The sequence below is a fragment of the Nicoliella sp. ESL1149 genome, from assembly GCF_058107265.1.
The window spans coordinates 34,554-52,965 of the sequence record NZ_JBYLUE010000004.1 but is presented as its reverse complement, the minus strand read 5'-3'; the positions used below and the strand labels follow the sequence as shown (position 1 = coordinate 52,965).

Here is an 18,412-nt window from a genome sequence, read left to right as displayed (position 1 = left end):
TGAATTTTAAAAATTAAAAAATCTTCATCTGTTGGACAGAAATGTTCAGTAGGTGAGGATTTTTTTTAGGTAATTTACAGAAATTATAATTTTTAATATTTCTTAAACAAATTTGCTATTATTGTCATTCCATAATAAAATAAGAATTATATGTAATGTAGTTATAAGGAATTAATCAATGAGGGCTAAATAGAAATGATATATAATAAATTTGAATTTAAAAAAGTAAATGATAAAAAAATAATGAAAAAGGTTAAGAAACAATGGGTTGTTGTTTCCGCTTCTTTATTTACGGTTATTGGTGGATACGGATTTACGCAGATAATGCACTCCAATGATACAACAGTTCATGCCGACACGAATGATGCTAATCATAGTAGTGACTATGGTAGTTCATCTGATAGCAACGGGGATATTGGTTCATCTACGAATGAGTCTGTGGTGAGCGCAGAATCCAGTAGTACAGAATCTGCTAGTGTGGAGAAATCTTCGAGTTATGAATCTGCTTCTGTATCTGATCATTCTGTAGAAACAGCTGATACTAATTCATCTAATGTGGTTGAAAGTAGTAGCAGCTCCATTAACGATACTTCTGTTGCTAATGTTGAATCTAGTAGCGCAATTGTACAATCAAGTAATTCTGTTGTATCGAGTAGTGTAACCAAAGATTATAGCAGTAACGCTACGACAAGTGGATCTTACTCTTTAAAGAGTAGTGCTAACACAAGTGTAAATACTTCAACTACAGCAAGTATTGAAATGCAGAACAACACACAATCTCAAGAATCACAATCCAGTAGTGAGCTTGCTTTGGATCAAAAAACAATGAATCAGGCTAATGCTAACGTTTCGACTACTCGAACTAGTCTTGGTGCAGTTAATTCATTCACAAGTGCGACATCTTCTTCATCACCTGTTGTTACTAACGGTTCTAGTTCCAATAATATTTTTGTTTCTTCGGCTACGAGCCTAATGGCTGAAAATCAAAATAATAGTGCTGTTGATATTGCTAATAGTGCTTTATCTAAAGCAGTTCAATCTTCTGGTGCGATTAGTAACGTGAATGTCAGTATTAGTGTGGTTGCTGATACAACAACCAATACCCTGAAAAACTTGAAATTAACAGATTCAAATATTCAATCATTAGCATCTAGTGCTGTTAATGCGTTAGGAAGTACTGTCCAAAATGCGCAAAAGCTTTCTTTAACAGCTTCATCGAATGCCAATCAAGTTCTTGAAGCAAACCTACAAACACATCAATATGTTAGTATGGATGCTAAACAACCAAATAGTAACGTTGAATATGCTAAATCAGCAATGTCAACTGCTAATATGGCTGTGAGTTATGCTAATCAAGTTGATATTAATTCTCAACAAATGAATTCTTTGAACGCTCGTGCTAATCAACTTCAATATATTATCGAAATCAATCCTGATATTAATGACGCATTGGTTAGTTCTATGGCTGCTAATAATAGTACCGTCAATGATAAAGAATTAACTTATCGTGATTTAGAAGATTCTCAAGCTGATTTTTCAACGATTACAGGAATTCAATCAGCATTAAATAGTTTCAATACAGCTGCGACATTAAGTAGTGCTGCAACAACTGTTAACAACGCTAAAGCATTAGTTAGTGGATTATCACAACCACTTAATGAGGCACGGATTTTAGCAATTCGTTATCCAAACGTAGATGCTAGTAACGCATATAAATCAGCTGTTTCAGAATATGCTGACCAGAAATCTAACTATAATCAAGCAATGGTTGATAGTGTTTATGTTAGTTATACTGCTTCAGCAGTTGGTTCATTGGCAACGGCTCTTAACACGTTGTCTAATGCTAATGATCAAAATCAAGATAGCATCTACAGTATTGGTGCTCAAGTAAGTGCTGCCATTTCGAATGCCAGTGCTTATTCAGCAAACGCTAGTAATATTTTAAACAGTTTAAACGTTGGTAGTACAGCTATTAGTAGTTATGCTCAAGCTGCATCTAACGCCACAAGTGCCATCGCATCAAATGCTGATGCTTTTGCTGGTAACATGTCTGCTGCTTCTGGAGTTGTAAATGTTTATAATGCTACTGATTTTGATGCCGCAATGCAAAATAGTTCAGTAACTCAAATTAATGTTGATTCAAATTTTGCTCTTACCAGTGCCTCAGCTAGCTATACTTCTTCTGACTCTTCAGTTTCATGTGGATCGAATGATATTGTTATTAATGGTCTTCAAGCAAATGGGGATAGTAATGCAATTGACTTTGCAGGAGCTTCATATCAGTTTGCTAATAACAATGTTACAATGGAAAATTTAATTACATTTGGGACTAATGAAAATGGACCAGTAACAACTACTAATGCAAACGCTAACTTCTACTTTGATAATTTTGCATATGAAGGGGCAGCACTAGTAAATGCACCTTCTGCTAATGTTTATTTTGGTAATAAAAATAATCCAGCAGATACTGCTAATCCAAATTACAGTACTGGTGATGATCCAACCCTAAGTAATATTCACATTCATACTGGACAAAACTTTACAGTTGGTGATTTGGATTTTGGAAAAAACACTACTAATACTGGAACGAACGGAATTCAATATAATGTGAATGGGTACCAAGCAAATTATAATAGTAGTACTACTTACAACAGTGGAAACGCTTCTTTATCTGGAAATGGTAATGGTAACGATACTGTTAATGCCAAAACTGTTGAATTCTTGCCTGGAGTTACTTTCAATGGATATACCTACAATGGTAATACTGTTAATGTTGCTGATAATGGTAAAGTTACTGTTGATCATGGCACCACTGTAAATATGAACATCACTGGTTTAGGAACTGGACAAAATAGTAATAAAGGAATTGGTTCAGCTATTATGTTGCAGGATGGGACTGTAAATGTTGACGCGGGAGCTACTCTTAACATTAATCCGCAAATGCTTACAGGATTACCAATTGTTCAAACTGGAAATAGTTGGAAACCTTCTTTTAATCCTGCCCAATTACCAGCAGCGATTATGTCAACCGGACAAGGAAATGTAAATATTACTGATGGGGCATCGGTTAATGTTATTGCACAAGGTAGCAATGGAGATACCAATCCTCATGGGAATATCTATGCTTATTACAACCAATCTGGTGGGGCAACATATGGTGATGTTAAACAAGGAACTGGTTTAATTGATTTAGCACCAAATTCTAATGTTAAATTAGATAATCAAGGAAAATTAAAAGTTAATTTATCAAATACAGGGACACAAACTCAAATTTCTTTGGTCCATTTACAACAAGGAAGTTTAGTTAATTTTGCTAAAACGTCAATTATGCAATTAGCAATGGATGGAGATTCAACTTGTAATTCAACTGTGTTTGATTGTGCGGCAACATTTAATGTTAATGATCCACAAGAAATTATTCTTGATTTAAGCAAAAATCAAGCATCTGGTAGTAAGTTAATGAGTGGGACTGTTCATTTCTATGCTCAATATGCTACTGCAACAAATAATCCTAATAATCCTACTGCATTTGGCCCATTTAAAGAAGCAGACTTTGGATTTGATAATGATAGCTTTAATGTAACTGCTAGTGCCCCTGATGGTACGATTACAGGTGGAACGGGGATGCCATCTGGTTCGACATTCAATCGTTATCTTCAATTTGATCATATTCCTGATACATTAACTGGTGGACTTAAATATGATTCCACTACTGGGGTCATGAGTGGGTATGCCACTCCTGGATCATATATTCGGGTTAATTATCAATACCAAGATGCACTTCACAATCAAACGCAAAATACAAACATTCAACTCCCAACGATGTTAAAGGATAATACTGATCCTGATCCATCTACAAATAATCAATACGTAGCTAAAACTGATAGTAATGGGAATTGGTCATTTATTGTGCCTGATGACTTACGTCAAAAGGTTAATTCATCCAATCAAAATTACACTACAATCGTATATTCACATAGAAATTCGGTTAAGGACACTACTTCCCAGACTAATTTACAAGCTTATTTAGATGGAGAAGCTAATACGCCGAATGCTAATGGAAAAGACAATAGTGGTGATGATGCAACTTCATTTAATGATGGCCAACAATATAATAGTGGTTATAATGCTGGGAAAGCTGCATTAGCTTTTGATAATGGAATCTATCAAAAGAGTATTCATTATCAATTAGGGTATGAAAACGGATATACTGATAAGCCTGACGTAACGGCTCCTGGTAGTAAAGCTGCTATTATAACAAATGCCACTAATGCTAATAATAACTATTCTTTAGCAAGTAGTGCTACTAGTTCAGCAGCTGAATCTGCTAATAGCCTTGCCATTGATTTCTATTCTAATAATTCTAGTGAAAACAATAACTTTGCTAGTGAAGAAGCTGGTCAATCAGGATATAGTAGTGCTGATTCAGTTTATGCTAGTAAAATGAATAGTTTAGCTGCTAAAGCTTCTGCAAGTGGACAATCAGCAGCTTATAATTCTTACTCAACAGCTGAAAGTCTTTATATCAAAGCTGGTTCAATTGCATCAGAAAATGCTTCTAATGCTAATTCGTACGCAATTGAAGAATCAGCTGCGGATAGCTTTGCTAAAGCTTATGGTAATTCTGTTGGATATGATTCGTTCCTTCAAAATGGTAGTTACTATGTAAGTACAGCAGCATCTTTTGCTTCTATTGCTATTAGAAATGTTAGTTCCGCTGCATCGATTGCTAACTTTGATAATAGCGATTCTAACGTAACCGATTTAAAGGTAAAATACATTGATAGCGCAATTAACAGTCTTAATATTTATGATCAGAAGTTAAATGATCAAGCTTCCCTTGTTAATAGCTATGCAACTACTTTAGCTCCAATGATTCAAGAAATGTTTGATAATAATAGTGCAGCTCAGTTAGCTGCTGATGATGCTTCTGCTGAAGCTAGTGCAGCTATTGCAAACATGAGTATTGCAACTTCATACGCGAAGGATTCGACCAAGCAACTGGAGGCCGGAGCCTTTCTTCAACTTGCTTTGAATAATTCTGCAACTTTGAGTTCCTATGCCCAAGCAACTGCGATAAATGATACAAAGGTTAATCAAGGTTCGGTTGCTATTGCTTCTATGTTTACTTCTTTGACTTCTGCATATAATGCAATGGTTTCTGATTCTAAAGTGGCAAGTGAAACAGCATATACAGAAAGACAGTTAGCTTCTCTTGCCCGTTCCGTGAGAGCTAATGGTGATGAAGATGAGGGAATTGCAAGTTTTGCATCTATGGTGGCTTCTTCAGCAACATCTAAGGCTAATAATGCTCAAACTAGTACTGAAAATGATTCAAGAAATGCTTCAAATGATGCTTCAGATGCTAGTGCAGCAAGTACTGTTGCTTCCTCCGCTGCAAATACAGCAAGTCAAGCAGCCAGTGCTGCAATTTCTAAGGCTAATTCCGAAGCAATCGTTAACCCAAATAGTGCAAGTGCAATCAACAGTGTTAAGTCAACGATTTCTTCTGCAGCTTCAATCGCTGCTTCTGCTAATAGTGTTGCTAGTAGTGCTAATTCATTAGCTAGTAAAGATGCTTCAATCGCTTCAGATGCGGTTAACTCAATTTCTAATGCTAAGAATAGTATTGCTGTTGCAAGTCAAGCAGCCAGTGCTGCTGTTGCTTCAGCTAAAGCAATTGTATCTAATGCAAGTTCAGGGAATGCATCTGCTGCTAAAACATCTGCGGAAAATCAATTAAGTTCAGCCCAGTCAGCAGCAAGTTCAGCTCAGAGTGCAGCCAACTCTGTTGAATCTGCAATTGCATCAGCATCATCTGCTGCTTCAGAAGCATCATCTGCAGCTAATGCTGCAAAAGATGCCGCAAATGCAGCTAAAAATGCGATTAATGTTATTAATAATAACAGCGGATCTTTAGATGGAATGGGATACAACAGTCAAGCGGATATCGATGCGGCAAATAAGATAATTCAATCTGCTTCTGTTGCTAGTTCTGTTTATACGGCACAGTCAGAAAGTGCTATGTCAGTTTATACATCTGCATCAGCAGCTTATCAACAAATTGAAAATTACTATACTTCTGCAGTTAATATTTATTCAAATGCAACAAATTTGTTATCTAGTGCTGATACATTGAAATCAGAATTTGCTAATGCATCTATTTTAAATATTCCTGGGTACTCATCAGCTGCTAGTCAACCTTTGAATATGGTGAACAGTACGGCTCATGATGCTATAAATGCGATGAGTTCAGCTTTATTAAATATGGGTTCGTTGAGTTCAACAGCATCTTCTTACTATGAATTAATTAGTGAAGCAAGTGCAAATCTAAGTGAATTGAGTGCCTTTAGTTCAACGAATAATTCCGCCATCACAGAAGCAAATTCAGTAATTTCATTTGCAAAAGTAGGTAATAGTGCAGCTGCTAAATCTCAATTGACTCTGGGATGGAGTAACGTTAACACATCTACATCAATGGCATCTCAAGCTTCAATAGATAATGGAACAATTTCGGCTAATTCTTTAGCTCTTAATGGTGTTTCTACTAGTATGAATAATGTTTTAAATGGAAGCATGAGTTATGAATCCTCAAAGATTAGTAGTGCATATGATGCTGAAAGTATTTATATTGATGCATATAATGACACTAGTTCTGCAATTTCAATATTTAAATCTATTAGTAATATTAATGCTTCAATTGCTTCGAGTTTATCATTAATTTCAGCTGATAGTAAAAAAACTAACTCTGCAAGTATTGCGGTAAATAGTTATTATTTAAGTGCTTCTAGTGCTCAAACCACTGTGAATGATATTAATAAAAAAGATAATAGTAATGCTATTATTTCAAATGCATCTACAGTAATTAAGAGTGCCTTTTCTACGTTAACTAGTTTATCAACAGATGCAGCACAACAAAGTGCTGTAGCAAGTGCTGCATATAGTAGTGGGAGTTTAGAAAATTCTAATGCATCTAGTCTTTTGTCAAAAGCAATTCTTTATACTCTCGGGAATCCATTAGATCCATCGGTTACTCCTATAGCTAAAGATTGGCAATTTATAGGTAATAATATTGCTAATGGTGCTATAGCGAGTCACTCTGAACAAAATAATTTAACTAGTGCCAAATCTGCGCTTTCCGCAGCTAATGATGCTTTAAATAATTATGTCAACCCGTCATTAGATTCTGCAAAAAATGCTTCTACTGCAATTTCAGATAATGCCGGTAAAGCTAGTACTGCTGCTAGTAAAGCTTCAATTGATGCATCAAAGGCTGCGATTTCTTATAGTACAGTTGCCACTGAATTAGATGTTGCTAAGACCGCAAGTACTGCTGATGATGCAGCTAGTTACTCTAAAAATACTAAAAATATTGCTGATCAAACATCCAGTTTTGCTGGACAAACTAGTTCGGCTGATGCTGATGTAATTAGTGATTCTAATTCAATTAATACGGCTTTTAGTACGATTAATTCCATTGCTAAAGACTCTGTGAATTCAGGTAATTCAGTAATTAAAGATGCATCAAGTGTTGCCAGTTCTGCTAGCTCGGTAGCTTCAAATATGTTAAGCGATGCCACGATTGCAAGTAGTGATGCTTCAAGTGCTTATAGTGTTGCTATCCAAGCCTCTGTAAATGCATCCAGTTATGCAAGTGCAGCCCAAAGCCAAGCTTTAGTTGCTAGTTCAGCCGCTTCAATTGCTAATAGCTATTATTCAACAGGTAATTCATCATCAGGAAATATTTTTAGTGATTCTGTGGTGGATGCCTCAAAAGCCGCTTCTCAAGATGCTATTAATGCACAAACACAAACAACCATTGCCAATTCAGCTGCAAGTTCAGCCTCTAGTGCTTCAGTTCGTGCAGCTAGTGATAAAGCAGTTGCTGATGCTGCTAAGGCTGATATTGATAAAGCTTTAGAGAGTGCTCAAGCTGCAAGTGCTGCTGATAGCAGTGCTTCTTTGGCAAGCTCTGAAGCCAGTGCCGCAAGTAATTCGGCTACAGGGTCGAACGGAGCCGGTAGTAGTTCATCGATTGCTAGTTCTGCCGCCAGTGTTGCTTCTAACGATGCTCAAGGGGCTGCTAAGAATGCCCAAAGTGCATCTGTTGATGCCGCTAGTGCTGCTGATAATGCCAGTGATGCTGCTAAGATTGCTTCTGCTAATCCAAAGAACTCGACAGTCAGTTCCGCAACGTCAGTTGCTAAGAGTGCTGCTGAACAAGCTAGTTCTGCAGCTTCCGATGCTCAATCCCAAAGTAGTATTGCTTCCAGTGCGGCTAGTCGGGCTGGTTCCGATGCCACTGTTGCAAGTAGTCAAGCGGCTTTAGCTAGCTCCGCTGCTACTGATGCTAGTTCAGCTGCCATCATTGCTAGTTCGGCTGCTTCAAAAGGTGATAGTTCGGCTGCTTCATCAGCTCAAGTAGTTGCAAGTACCGCTTCTGCTTCAGCCCAAAGTGCTTCGATCGCTGCAAGTAATGCGGCTTCCGATGCAATTGCACAAGAAACTTCTGCTGCAAATGCCTCCACTGCTGCATCTAATGATAGTAAGACAGCTCATGATGCGTCTTCGACTGCTAGTTCCGCTAATAGTGTGGCTTCTAGTGCAGCTGCTGCAGGTAGTGGAAGTGCTGCTAATACTTCGAATGCAGCTACTGATGCTAGTGCAGCTGCCAATGAAGCTTCCAACGCTGCTAATGATGCTGATAAGTACTCTAAAGAAGCATCATCATCTGCAATCGCCACTAGTTCCGCTGATGCCCAAGTAATCACTGATTCAACGGACGTGAGTTCTGCTTCCAGTGCCATCGCCTCAATCGCTTCTGCTGCCGTTAACTCCGGTAATCCAGTCATTCAATCCGCTTCTAGTGTTGCTAGTTCAGCTAGTTCAGTTGCATCCAGTGCCTCCAGCGATGCTGCAATTGCCTCTAGTGCTGCTGCTAGTGCTAATAGTGCAGCTAGCATTGCGGCCTCCAATGCGGATAGTTATGCTAAAGATGCCAGTAAAAAAGCTTCAATTGCTGGTAGTAATGCCGCTATCGCTAATAGTTATTATTCTGCTGGTAATCAAGAATCAGGAGATGCTTACAGTGCTTCTGTAAATGATGCTTCGAAGGCTGCAGCTACTGATGCTACAAGTGCGCAAAATGAAGCAGTCGTTGCTCAATCAGCAGCTAGTTCGGCATCCAGTGCTTCGGCTCGGGCTGCTAGTGATCAAGCTAAAGCTGATGCTGCTAAGGCTGATATTGATAACGCTTTAAGTAATGCTCAAGATGCTAGTGCTGCGGATAGTAGTGCTTCTTTAGCAAGCAGTGAAGCTAGTGCTGCTTCCAATTCAGCAACTGGATCAGATGGTGCAGGAAGTAGTTCTTCAATTGCCAGTTCTGCCGCAAGTGTTACAGCTAAGGATGCTCAAGAAACATCTCAAAATGCAGCTAGTGCATCTCAAAATGCAGCTAGTGCAGCTAGTTATGCAAGTCAAGCAGCAGCTATTAAATCTGCTAATGTAAAGAACTCAACCGTTAGTTCTGCCGCTTCATTAGCTAGTTCTGCTGCTTCATTGGCAAGCTCTGCCGCGTCAGATGCTGAAGCACAGAATAATATTGCTTCAATTGCGGCAAGTAAAGCTTCTGATGATAATGAAACAGCAAGTTCTGCAGCTTCATCAGCATATACTGCTGCTAGCAATGCAAAGAATGCTGCGTTGGAGGCAAGTGGACTTGCCCAACAAGGAAATAGGTCTGCTGCTCGCGATGCTGAGTTGATTGCTAGTGCCGCTTCAAGTGTCGCTGCTAGTGCTTCTGAAGTTGCCAGTCTGGCAGCTGCTGATGCTAAGCATCAAGAAATCACTGCTTCTAATGCATCAAGTGTAGCAGCTAGTGACAATACGATTGCAAGCAATGCTGTTATTATTGCTAGTTCAGCTTATATTGATGCTTCTACTGCTGCTAGTTCAGCTTCTGATAATTCTGGGAAGGGATCAAGTGCTAGTTCAGCTACTGGTAGTATTTCTGGTCAAATTAATTTAATTAGTTCCGTTGCTTCTGGTAATCTTAATAAAATTAAACAAGATAGCATTAGTGCTAGTTCTGCAAGTTCTGCAGTAAATAGTTACTATACTATTGGTTCACAAGATGCATCATCTATGATTAGTCTGGCTAATAACAGTTATAATAGTAATAACTCAATTATTTCTAGTGCATCAATTACAATTAGCAATGCTTTTGTGGCTTTAACTAATTACTCGAGTGATGTTAATATGCAAAGTTCAATTGTCAATTCAGCTTACGTTGAAGCTATTTTTCGGGATAAACAAATTTCGGGGGCTGTTTCATATGCGACTATAGATTCAAGTGCTGTTAATAGTTTAAGTACTTTAATTTCTTCATATGCTGCTGATGGTAATATTTCAAGTGCAACTGAATTGATCAATAAAGCAAATCAATATGTTGGCGATGCTAATACTATGCTAGGTAACGCAACTACAGCATCTAATACTATGTCTGATGATGCTATTTCAGCTGATGCAGCAGCTCAACAAGCTTCTTCTGACGCTACAAATGCTTCTAATGAATTATCAACAATTTCTGTTGCTTTAATGAGTGCCCAAGCAGCAGATGCCGCAGACAGCAGTGCTTCTTTAGCAAGCAGTGAAGCAAGAGCAGCAAGTGCTTCTGCAACTGGTTCTAATGGAGCCGGTAGTAGTTCATCTGTAGCTAGTTCTGCCGCTAGTGTTGCTTCTAACGATGCTGTATCGGCATCTCAAAATGATCAAAGTGCCTCCAATGAGGCTGCAAGTGCTTCTAGTTATGCTAGCGCAGCTTCCCAAGTTGCCTCTGCTAACCCAACTAATAGTACCGTTAGTTCTGCTGCTGCGACTGCTAAGAGTGCCGCAAGTACGGCTAGTTCTGCCGCTTCTGATGCCCAATCCCAAAGCAGTATTGCTTCGATAGCAGCAAGTAAAGCTCAAACAGATAATACAACTGCAAGTAGTGCGGCTTCATTAGCAAGTAGTGCGGCCGATAATGCTAGTTCAGCAGCAATTGTGGCTAGTTCTGCTGCTTCTAAGGGAGATAGTTCCACAGCAGCATCCGCTCAATTAATCGCGAGTGCTGATTCTTCAACGGCAGCTAGTGCTTCTGTTGTTGCAAGTAATGCAGCTGCTGATGCTAAAGATCAAGAAAATGTTGCCAGTGCTGCTAATGCTTCTGCTTCTGCTGATAATAATACTGCTAGTGCTGCTAACAGTACGGCTTCAAGTGCTAATAGTACTGCTAACAGTGCTGCTGCAAGTTCAGCCGGTTCATCCGCAAGTAGCCATGCCACTAGTATCAGTGGTGCAATAGCTTCACTCGCTGATTCTGGAAATGCATCAATGAATGCTGCTAAACAAGCATCAGAAGAAGCTAGTTCTGCATATGTGAAGGTCGATAGTTATTATAATGACGGTAGTAGTATTGCAAATACAATTCATAGTATTGCTAATGATGCCGTTAATAGTGGAAATCCAGTAATTAAGAATGCTTCAATTGCTGTTGGCAGTGACTTATCATCATTAATTGCATATAGTAGTTCTGCTAGTTCAGCTAATTTGGCTGCATCAAGCGAATACAACATAGCATCCAATGTTTATGCAAAATTTGCTAGTTACAAGAGCAGTGCTTCCGATTATGTTAATCAAATTAATGATGTTAATAGAAGCATTACTTCTGATGCAAGTGCTGGTAATGCAGTAGCCTTATCTTATGATGAGGCTAGAGCTTCTAATGTTGTTTCATCTGCACAAATCTTGTTCAATAGTGCTCAAAATGATTCAACAGTTATTTCTAGTGCCACTTCAGTTGCTCAAAGTGCCGCTTCTCAAGCTATTAAGGGGGAAAGTAGTGCTTCTTCAGCTGATGCTGATGCTAAAGCACAATTGAAGTTAGCTCAAGATGCGAGTGCTGCTGATAGCTATGCTTCTGCTGCTAAGAGTGACGCTAGTTCCGCTGCTAGTTCTGCCACTGGTTCAAATGGAGCCGGTAGTAGTTCTTCTGAAGCTAGTTCATATGCTTCTGATGCTTCGAATGCTGCTAACTCTGCTTCTGCTAATGCTCAAAGTGCATCTAGTAACTCCGCTAAGACATCTAGTTATGCTAGTTCTGCGGCATCCATTGCGGCTGCGAACGCAAGTAATGTCACGATAAGCTCTGCTAACTCTGTCGCTCAATCTGCATCTATTGTCGCTAGTTCGGCTGCTTCCGATGCATCTAGTCAAGCTGCGATCGCATCCAGTGCGGCTAGTCAAGCTGGTTCAGATGCCAAGGTTGCTAGTTCACAATCTGCTATCGCAAGTAATGCGGCTGCTGATGCTAGTTCTGCTGCAAGTGTAGCAAGTTCCGCTGCTTCTAAGGGTGATAGCTCCACGGCTTCCTCCGCTGCTGCTGTCGCAAGCAATGATTCTAATTCTGCCCAAAGTGCTTCGATCGCCGCAAGTAATGCGGCTGCTGACGCTAAGAATGAAGACAGTAAGGCGCAAGCTGCATCTACGGCCGCTGCTAATGATAGTTCCGCTGCTTCCAATGCTGCCGATAGTGCTAGTTCGGCTGCTTCCAAGGCCGCTAGTGCTGCGACCGCAGGTAGCAATAGTGCATCTAACACTTCTAACGCGGCTGCGAATGCCAGTGACGCTGCTAACCAAGCACGGACAGCTGCTAACTCGGCTGATAGTTATGCTAAGATCGCATCTGATTCCGCTAGTGCCACCAGTTCTGCTGATGCTGCAGTCATCAATGATTCTAATGCTATCAATACTACATCTAGTGCCATTGCTTCAATCGCTAACGATGCCGTTAACTCTGGTAACCCCGTGATTGCATCTGCATCTAGTGTTGCTACCTCTGCTAGTTCCGTGGCCTCCAGTGCTTCTAGTGACGCTGCGATCGCATCTAGTCAAGCTGCTAGTGCTAAGAGTGCCGCAAGTACTGCTGCCTCCAGTGCTGATAGTTATGCTTCCGATGCAAGTAACCAGGCATCGAACGCTTCTAGCTATGCTTCAATTGCCAATAGTTACTACAAGGCTGGTAACCAAGCTTCTGGAGATGCTTACAGTAATTCTGTAAATACTGCTTCACAAGCTGCTGCTCAAGATGCTACGAATGCACAAAGTGAAGCGGTTATTGCGCAATCGAACGCTAGTTCGGCTTCTAGTGCTTCGGTTCGTGCGGCTAGTGATCAATCAGCTGCTGATGCTGCGAAGGCCTCCGTTGATGCGGCCTTGACTAGTGCCCAAGCTGCTAGTGCCGCCGATAGTTATGCTTCCAAGGCTTCCAGTGAAGCCAGCGAAGCATCCAGTGCTGCCACTGGTTCCAATGGAGCCGGTAGTAGTTCATCGATCGCCAGTTCGGCTGCCAGTTCCGCTGCTTCTGATGCTGCTTCGGCTTCTAATAGTGCCCAAAGTGCTAGTTCTGAAGCTAGTGCAGCTTCTAGCAATGCTAGTGCCGCCGCAAGTGCGGCCTCTGCTAACCCAAGTAACAGTACGATCAGTTCCGCTGCTTCGACTGCTAAGAGTGCGGCAAGTACGGCCAGTTCCGCTGCTTCGAATGCCCAATCAGATGCATCTAAGGCTTCTAGTTATGCTAGTCAAGCTAGTTCAGATGCTAATACCGCATCCAGTGCGGCTTCTGATGCTAGTTCGGCTGCTTCACAAGCAAGTATTGCTCACAGTATCGCCAGTTCGGCTGCTTCACAAGGGGATAGTTCCGCTGCCTCATCCGCTGAACAATCCGCTAGTTCTGCTGATTCCAAGGCTAAGGCTGATTCTAGTGTAGCAAGTTCCGCTGCTAGTGCGGCTAAGAGTGCTGCAGATTCTGCTAGTGACGCATCTAATGCTGCCAGTGCCGATAATTCAACTGCCAGTTCCGCTGCCAGTCAAGCTTCGAGTGCCAACAGTGACGCCCAAAGTGGAGCCAACAGTGGGAACTCTAGTTCTGCTAATAGTATGTCAGATGCAACGAGTGCGGCTGCTTCCAGTGCCAATGCTGCTAACTCTGACGCTTCTAAGTACGCTAGTGAAGCGGTTTCTGCTGCGAACGCTACTAGTGGCTTCAACACCACAGTAAGTAACAATGCTTCGCTTGCTGCAAGTATTGCCAGTGCTAACACTAGTGATTCCGTGGTATCCAGTCAAAATAGTCTTGCTAAATCGGCATCTAATACTGCTAGTGCGGCCTTATCCGATGCGATCGTTCAATCATCCGCTGCATTAAGTTACTCCACAGAAGTATCCAGTGCGGCTAGTGTGGCAAATAGTAATAATACCACTGCTAGTTTTGCGGCTAGTCAAGTCAACTCCTTGGTATCGCAAGCAAATAGTGCCTTTGCGCAAGGTAACAATAGTTTGGGTAGTACCTTTGCTTCCCAAGCTAATACTGCCTTAGCTGGTATGAGTGGTTACCAAAGTGCTGCTACGAGTGCCGCTTCCGTTGCAAGTAGTGTGACTGCAAGTGCCTCAGTAGCTGCTTCGAAGGCCATCAGCGACCAAGCGGTCGCCAGTTCGATGGCTGATATTGCCATCAAGGCTGCTTCGAACGCAAGTAATGCCAGTGGTGGTAGTTCTGCTAGTTCCGCTATCAGTAGTATCAGTTCTAACATTGCTTCCTTAGCTAATTCCGCAAGTGGCGACATCACTGCAGCTTCGATCGCTAATTCCCAAGCAGCAAGTGCTTCTGCGGTTGTCAGTGCGGATTCAAGTCAAGGTGCTAGTTATGCTGAAACGGTCGCTAAGATGACCGATTTGAGTCCTACTAATTCTATGAACCGTTCGAACTCAGTGATCGCTAGTGCTTCAGCAGCGATCTCCAATGCTAATAGTGCACTCAATAGTTTAAGCGCTGATGCTACCAAACAAAGTTCCATTGCCAGTGGGGCTTATTCCGGTGCGCAAACTAATTACAATAGTTTGACGAGTGCCCAAAGTGTTGCTTCTAGTTATGTTGTATCTGCTAACTCGCTTGCTACGCAAATCTCTAATGACGCTGCCGCTGGAAATGCCATTGCAGTATCAAATGATGAAAAATTAGATTCGCAAACTGCTTCCAGTGCCAACACCTTGTTCAGTAGTGCCCAAGGTTACGCTAATGGGGTCGACAGTCAAACTAAGGTTGCTCAAAGTGCAGCTAGTCAAGCTATCAATGATGAAAGTTCCGCTAACAGTATCTTAGCTACGATCAGCAATGAAGTTGCTAGTGCCCAATCTGCTAGTGCCGCTGATAGTAGTGCTCAAAAGGCAGCTACTGAAGCTAGTGGAGCTAGTGCGTCTGCTTCTGGGGCTGCAATTAGTTCATCCGTAGCTAGTTCGGCTGCTACCATTGCTTCTAATGATGCTCAAGGTACTTCTAAGAACGCCCAAAGTGCTTCTACGAATGCCAGTGCTGCGGAAAGCGACGCTAACTCTGCGGCTGCGATCGCTTCTGCAAATCCAAAGAACTCCACGGTCAGTTCAGCAACGTCAGTTGCTAAGAGTGCCGCTAGTCAAGCAAGTTCCGCTGCTTCCGATGCGCAATCACAAAGTATCATTGCCTCATCTGCTGCCAGTCGGGCTGCTTCTGATAATACTGTCGCAAGTAGTGCGGCTTCCTTAGCCAGTTCTGCTGCTAAGGATGCTAGTTCGGCTGCTAGTGTGGCTAGTTCTGTTGCTAGTCAAGGAAATAGTTCCGCTGCTTCATCGGCTGAAGCGATTGCGAGTGCGGATTCGATCATTGCATCCAGTGCATCGAGTGCGGCCGCTAGTGCGGCTTCTGACGCCCAAAGTCAAGAGAACTCCGCTAGTGCGGCAAGTAATGCGGCTGCTAACGATAGTAGTACCGCTAGTTCCGCTGCTAATACGGCCAGTTCTGCAGCCAATACGGCTTCGAATGCTGCCAGTGCCGGAAGTGGGAGTGCATCTAATACTTCCCATGCCGCTGCGAATGCAAGTAATGCTGCGAACGAAGCTTCTGCTGCTGCTACTGATGCTGATAAGTATTCTGTAGAAGCATCCAATTCCGCTAGCGCAACTAGTTCCGCTGATGCACAAGTCATCGCTGATTCCACTAACGTTAGTTCCACTTCTAGTGAGATCGCAAGTATCGCAAGTGCAGCCGTTAACTCTGGTAACCCCGTTATCAGCAATGCGGTAAGTACGGCTAACTCTGCGAGTGCCGTTGTATCCAGTGCCTCCAGTGACGCTGCGATCGCATCTAGTGACGCTGCTAGTGCTAATAGTGCCGCAAGTACTGCTGCTAAGAGTGCTGATAGTTATGCTGCTGATGCAAGTAGCAAAGCTTCGATCGCATCTAGTGCTGCTTCGACTGCTAATAGTTACTACTCCGCTGGTAACCAATCCTCTGGAGACGCATTTAGTAATTCTGTTACTGATGCAAGTAATGCTGCTGCTCAAGATGCTACGAACGCTCAATCACAAGCTTCGATTGCCCAATCTGCTGCCAGTTCCGCATCCAGTGCTTCGGTCCGGGCTGCTAGTGATCAAGCTGCTGCCGATGCTGCCAAGGCTTCCGTTGACGCTGCTTTGACTAGTGCTCAAGCTGCTAGTGCCGCTGATAGTTCTGCTTCTAAGGCTGCTAGTGAAGCCAGTGAAGCTTCCAGTGCCGCTACTGGTTCCAATGGTGCCGGTAGTAGTTCTTCTGAAGCTAGTTCCGCTGCTAGTCAAGCTAGTTCAGATGCTTCCGCTGCTTCTAACAGTGCCCAAAGTGCAAACTCTGCATCTAGTATCGCATCCAGTGCCGCTAGTGCGGCTGCCAGTGCTGCCTCTGCTAACCCAAGTAACAGTGCCATCAGTTCCGCTGCTTCGACTGCTAAGAGTGCTTCCAGTATTGCTAGTTCCGCTGCTTCTGATGCTCAATCTGATGCTTCGAAGGCCTCCAGTGCCGCTAGTCGGGCTGCTTCCGATAACAGTATTGCATCCAGTGCGGCTTCTGATGCTAGTTCTGCTGCTAGTCAAGCCAGCATCGCTCACAGTATTGCTAGTTCTGCGGCCTCAAATGGTGATAGCTCCGCAGCTTCATCGGCTGAACAATCTGCTTCATCTGCCGATTCCAAGGCTAAGGCTGATTCCAGTGCGGCTTCATCAGCTGCTACAGATGGATCCAAGGCGGCTAACGATGCTAGTTCTGCTAGTGCCGCTGCATCCAGTGCGGCAAGTACCGCCAGTTCCGCTGCTTCCACGGCATCCAGTGCCAACAGTAACGCCCAAAGTGGGGCTAATAGTGGAGCATCCAGTTCCGCTAATAGTATGTCTGATGCTACGAGTGCTCAAGCATCATCTGCCAATGCTGCTAACTCTGACGCATCCAAGTACGCTAGTGAAGCGGTTTCCGCTGCGAACGCAACTAGTGGCTTCAACACCACAGTAAGCAACAATGCTTCGCTTGCTGCAAGTATTGCGAATGCTAACCCAACTAACTCCGTGGTCAGTGGTCAGAACAGTGTGGCTAGATCCGCATCTAATACCGCTAGTGCAGCCTTATCCGATGCCATCGTTGAATCTTCCGCTGCTTTGAGTTACTCCGCTACGGTATCTAGTGCTGCTAGTGTTGCTAATAGTAACAATGCCAATGCTAGTTACACTGCTAGTCAAGCTAACTCTTTGATCTCGCAAGCTAATAGTGCCTTCAGCAAGGGTGACAATAGTACTGGTAGTACCTTTGCTTCTCAAGCTAGTGCATTGATCGCTGGTATGAGTGCTTATGAAACTAGTGCTACGAGTGCGGCTTCCGTTGCCGTTAGTGTCACTACGAGTGCTTCTGTTGCTGCTTCGAAGGCCATCAGTGATCGAAACGTCGCTAGTTCCATGGCTGATATCGCCATCAAAGCTGCTTCCAATGCAAGTAATGCCAGTGGTGGTAGTTCCGCCAGTTCGGCTATCAACAGTATCAGTTCCAGCATTGCTTCCTTAGCAACTTCTGCTAGTGGCGATGTAGATGCTGCCAAAGCTGCAAGTATCGCAGCAAGTTCTGCTGCAACTGTTGTTAATGCTGATTCCGCAAAGGGATCCAGTTACGCTACGACTGTTAATAGCATCATGAACGATAACACGAACTCATCAAATGCTACTAACCCCGTTATTACGAGTGCATCTGCTGCGATCTCAAGTGCTAACGTCGTTCTTAACAGCTTGAACAACGATGCTTCTAACCAAAACCAAGCTGCCAGTGCTGCATACAGTAATGCCGTTGTTGATTACAATGGTTTAACTAGTGCTGACGCCACTGCAAAGAGTTACGTCGCTTCTGCTAACTCGCTTGCTACGCAAATTTCAAATGACGCTGCTGCTGGTGACGCCAGTGCCGTTGCGAAGGACGAAAGTTCCAATGCTGCGGTTGCTGCCAGTGCCAACACCTTGTTCAGTAGTGCCCAAAATTCTGCTAATGATATCG

General features: G+C 42.6%; 1 protein-coding gene (running past one end of the window). It reads left to right on the top strand.

The genetic code is table 11. From position 1 onward, the window contains the following. Nucleotides 1-195: 195 nt before the first annotated feature. A protein-coding gene (locus AC3B6G_RS06445; RefSeq protein ID WP_489849589.1) for a hypothetical protein crosses the window boundary here: on the top strand, nucleotides 196-18,412 show its 5' end (the start). 20,156 nt of this gene lie beyond the right edge of the window; 18,217 of the gene's 38,373 nt are visible here — the first part of the coding sequence; its start codon is at nucleotides 196-198; its stop codon lies off the right edge, out of view.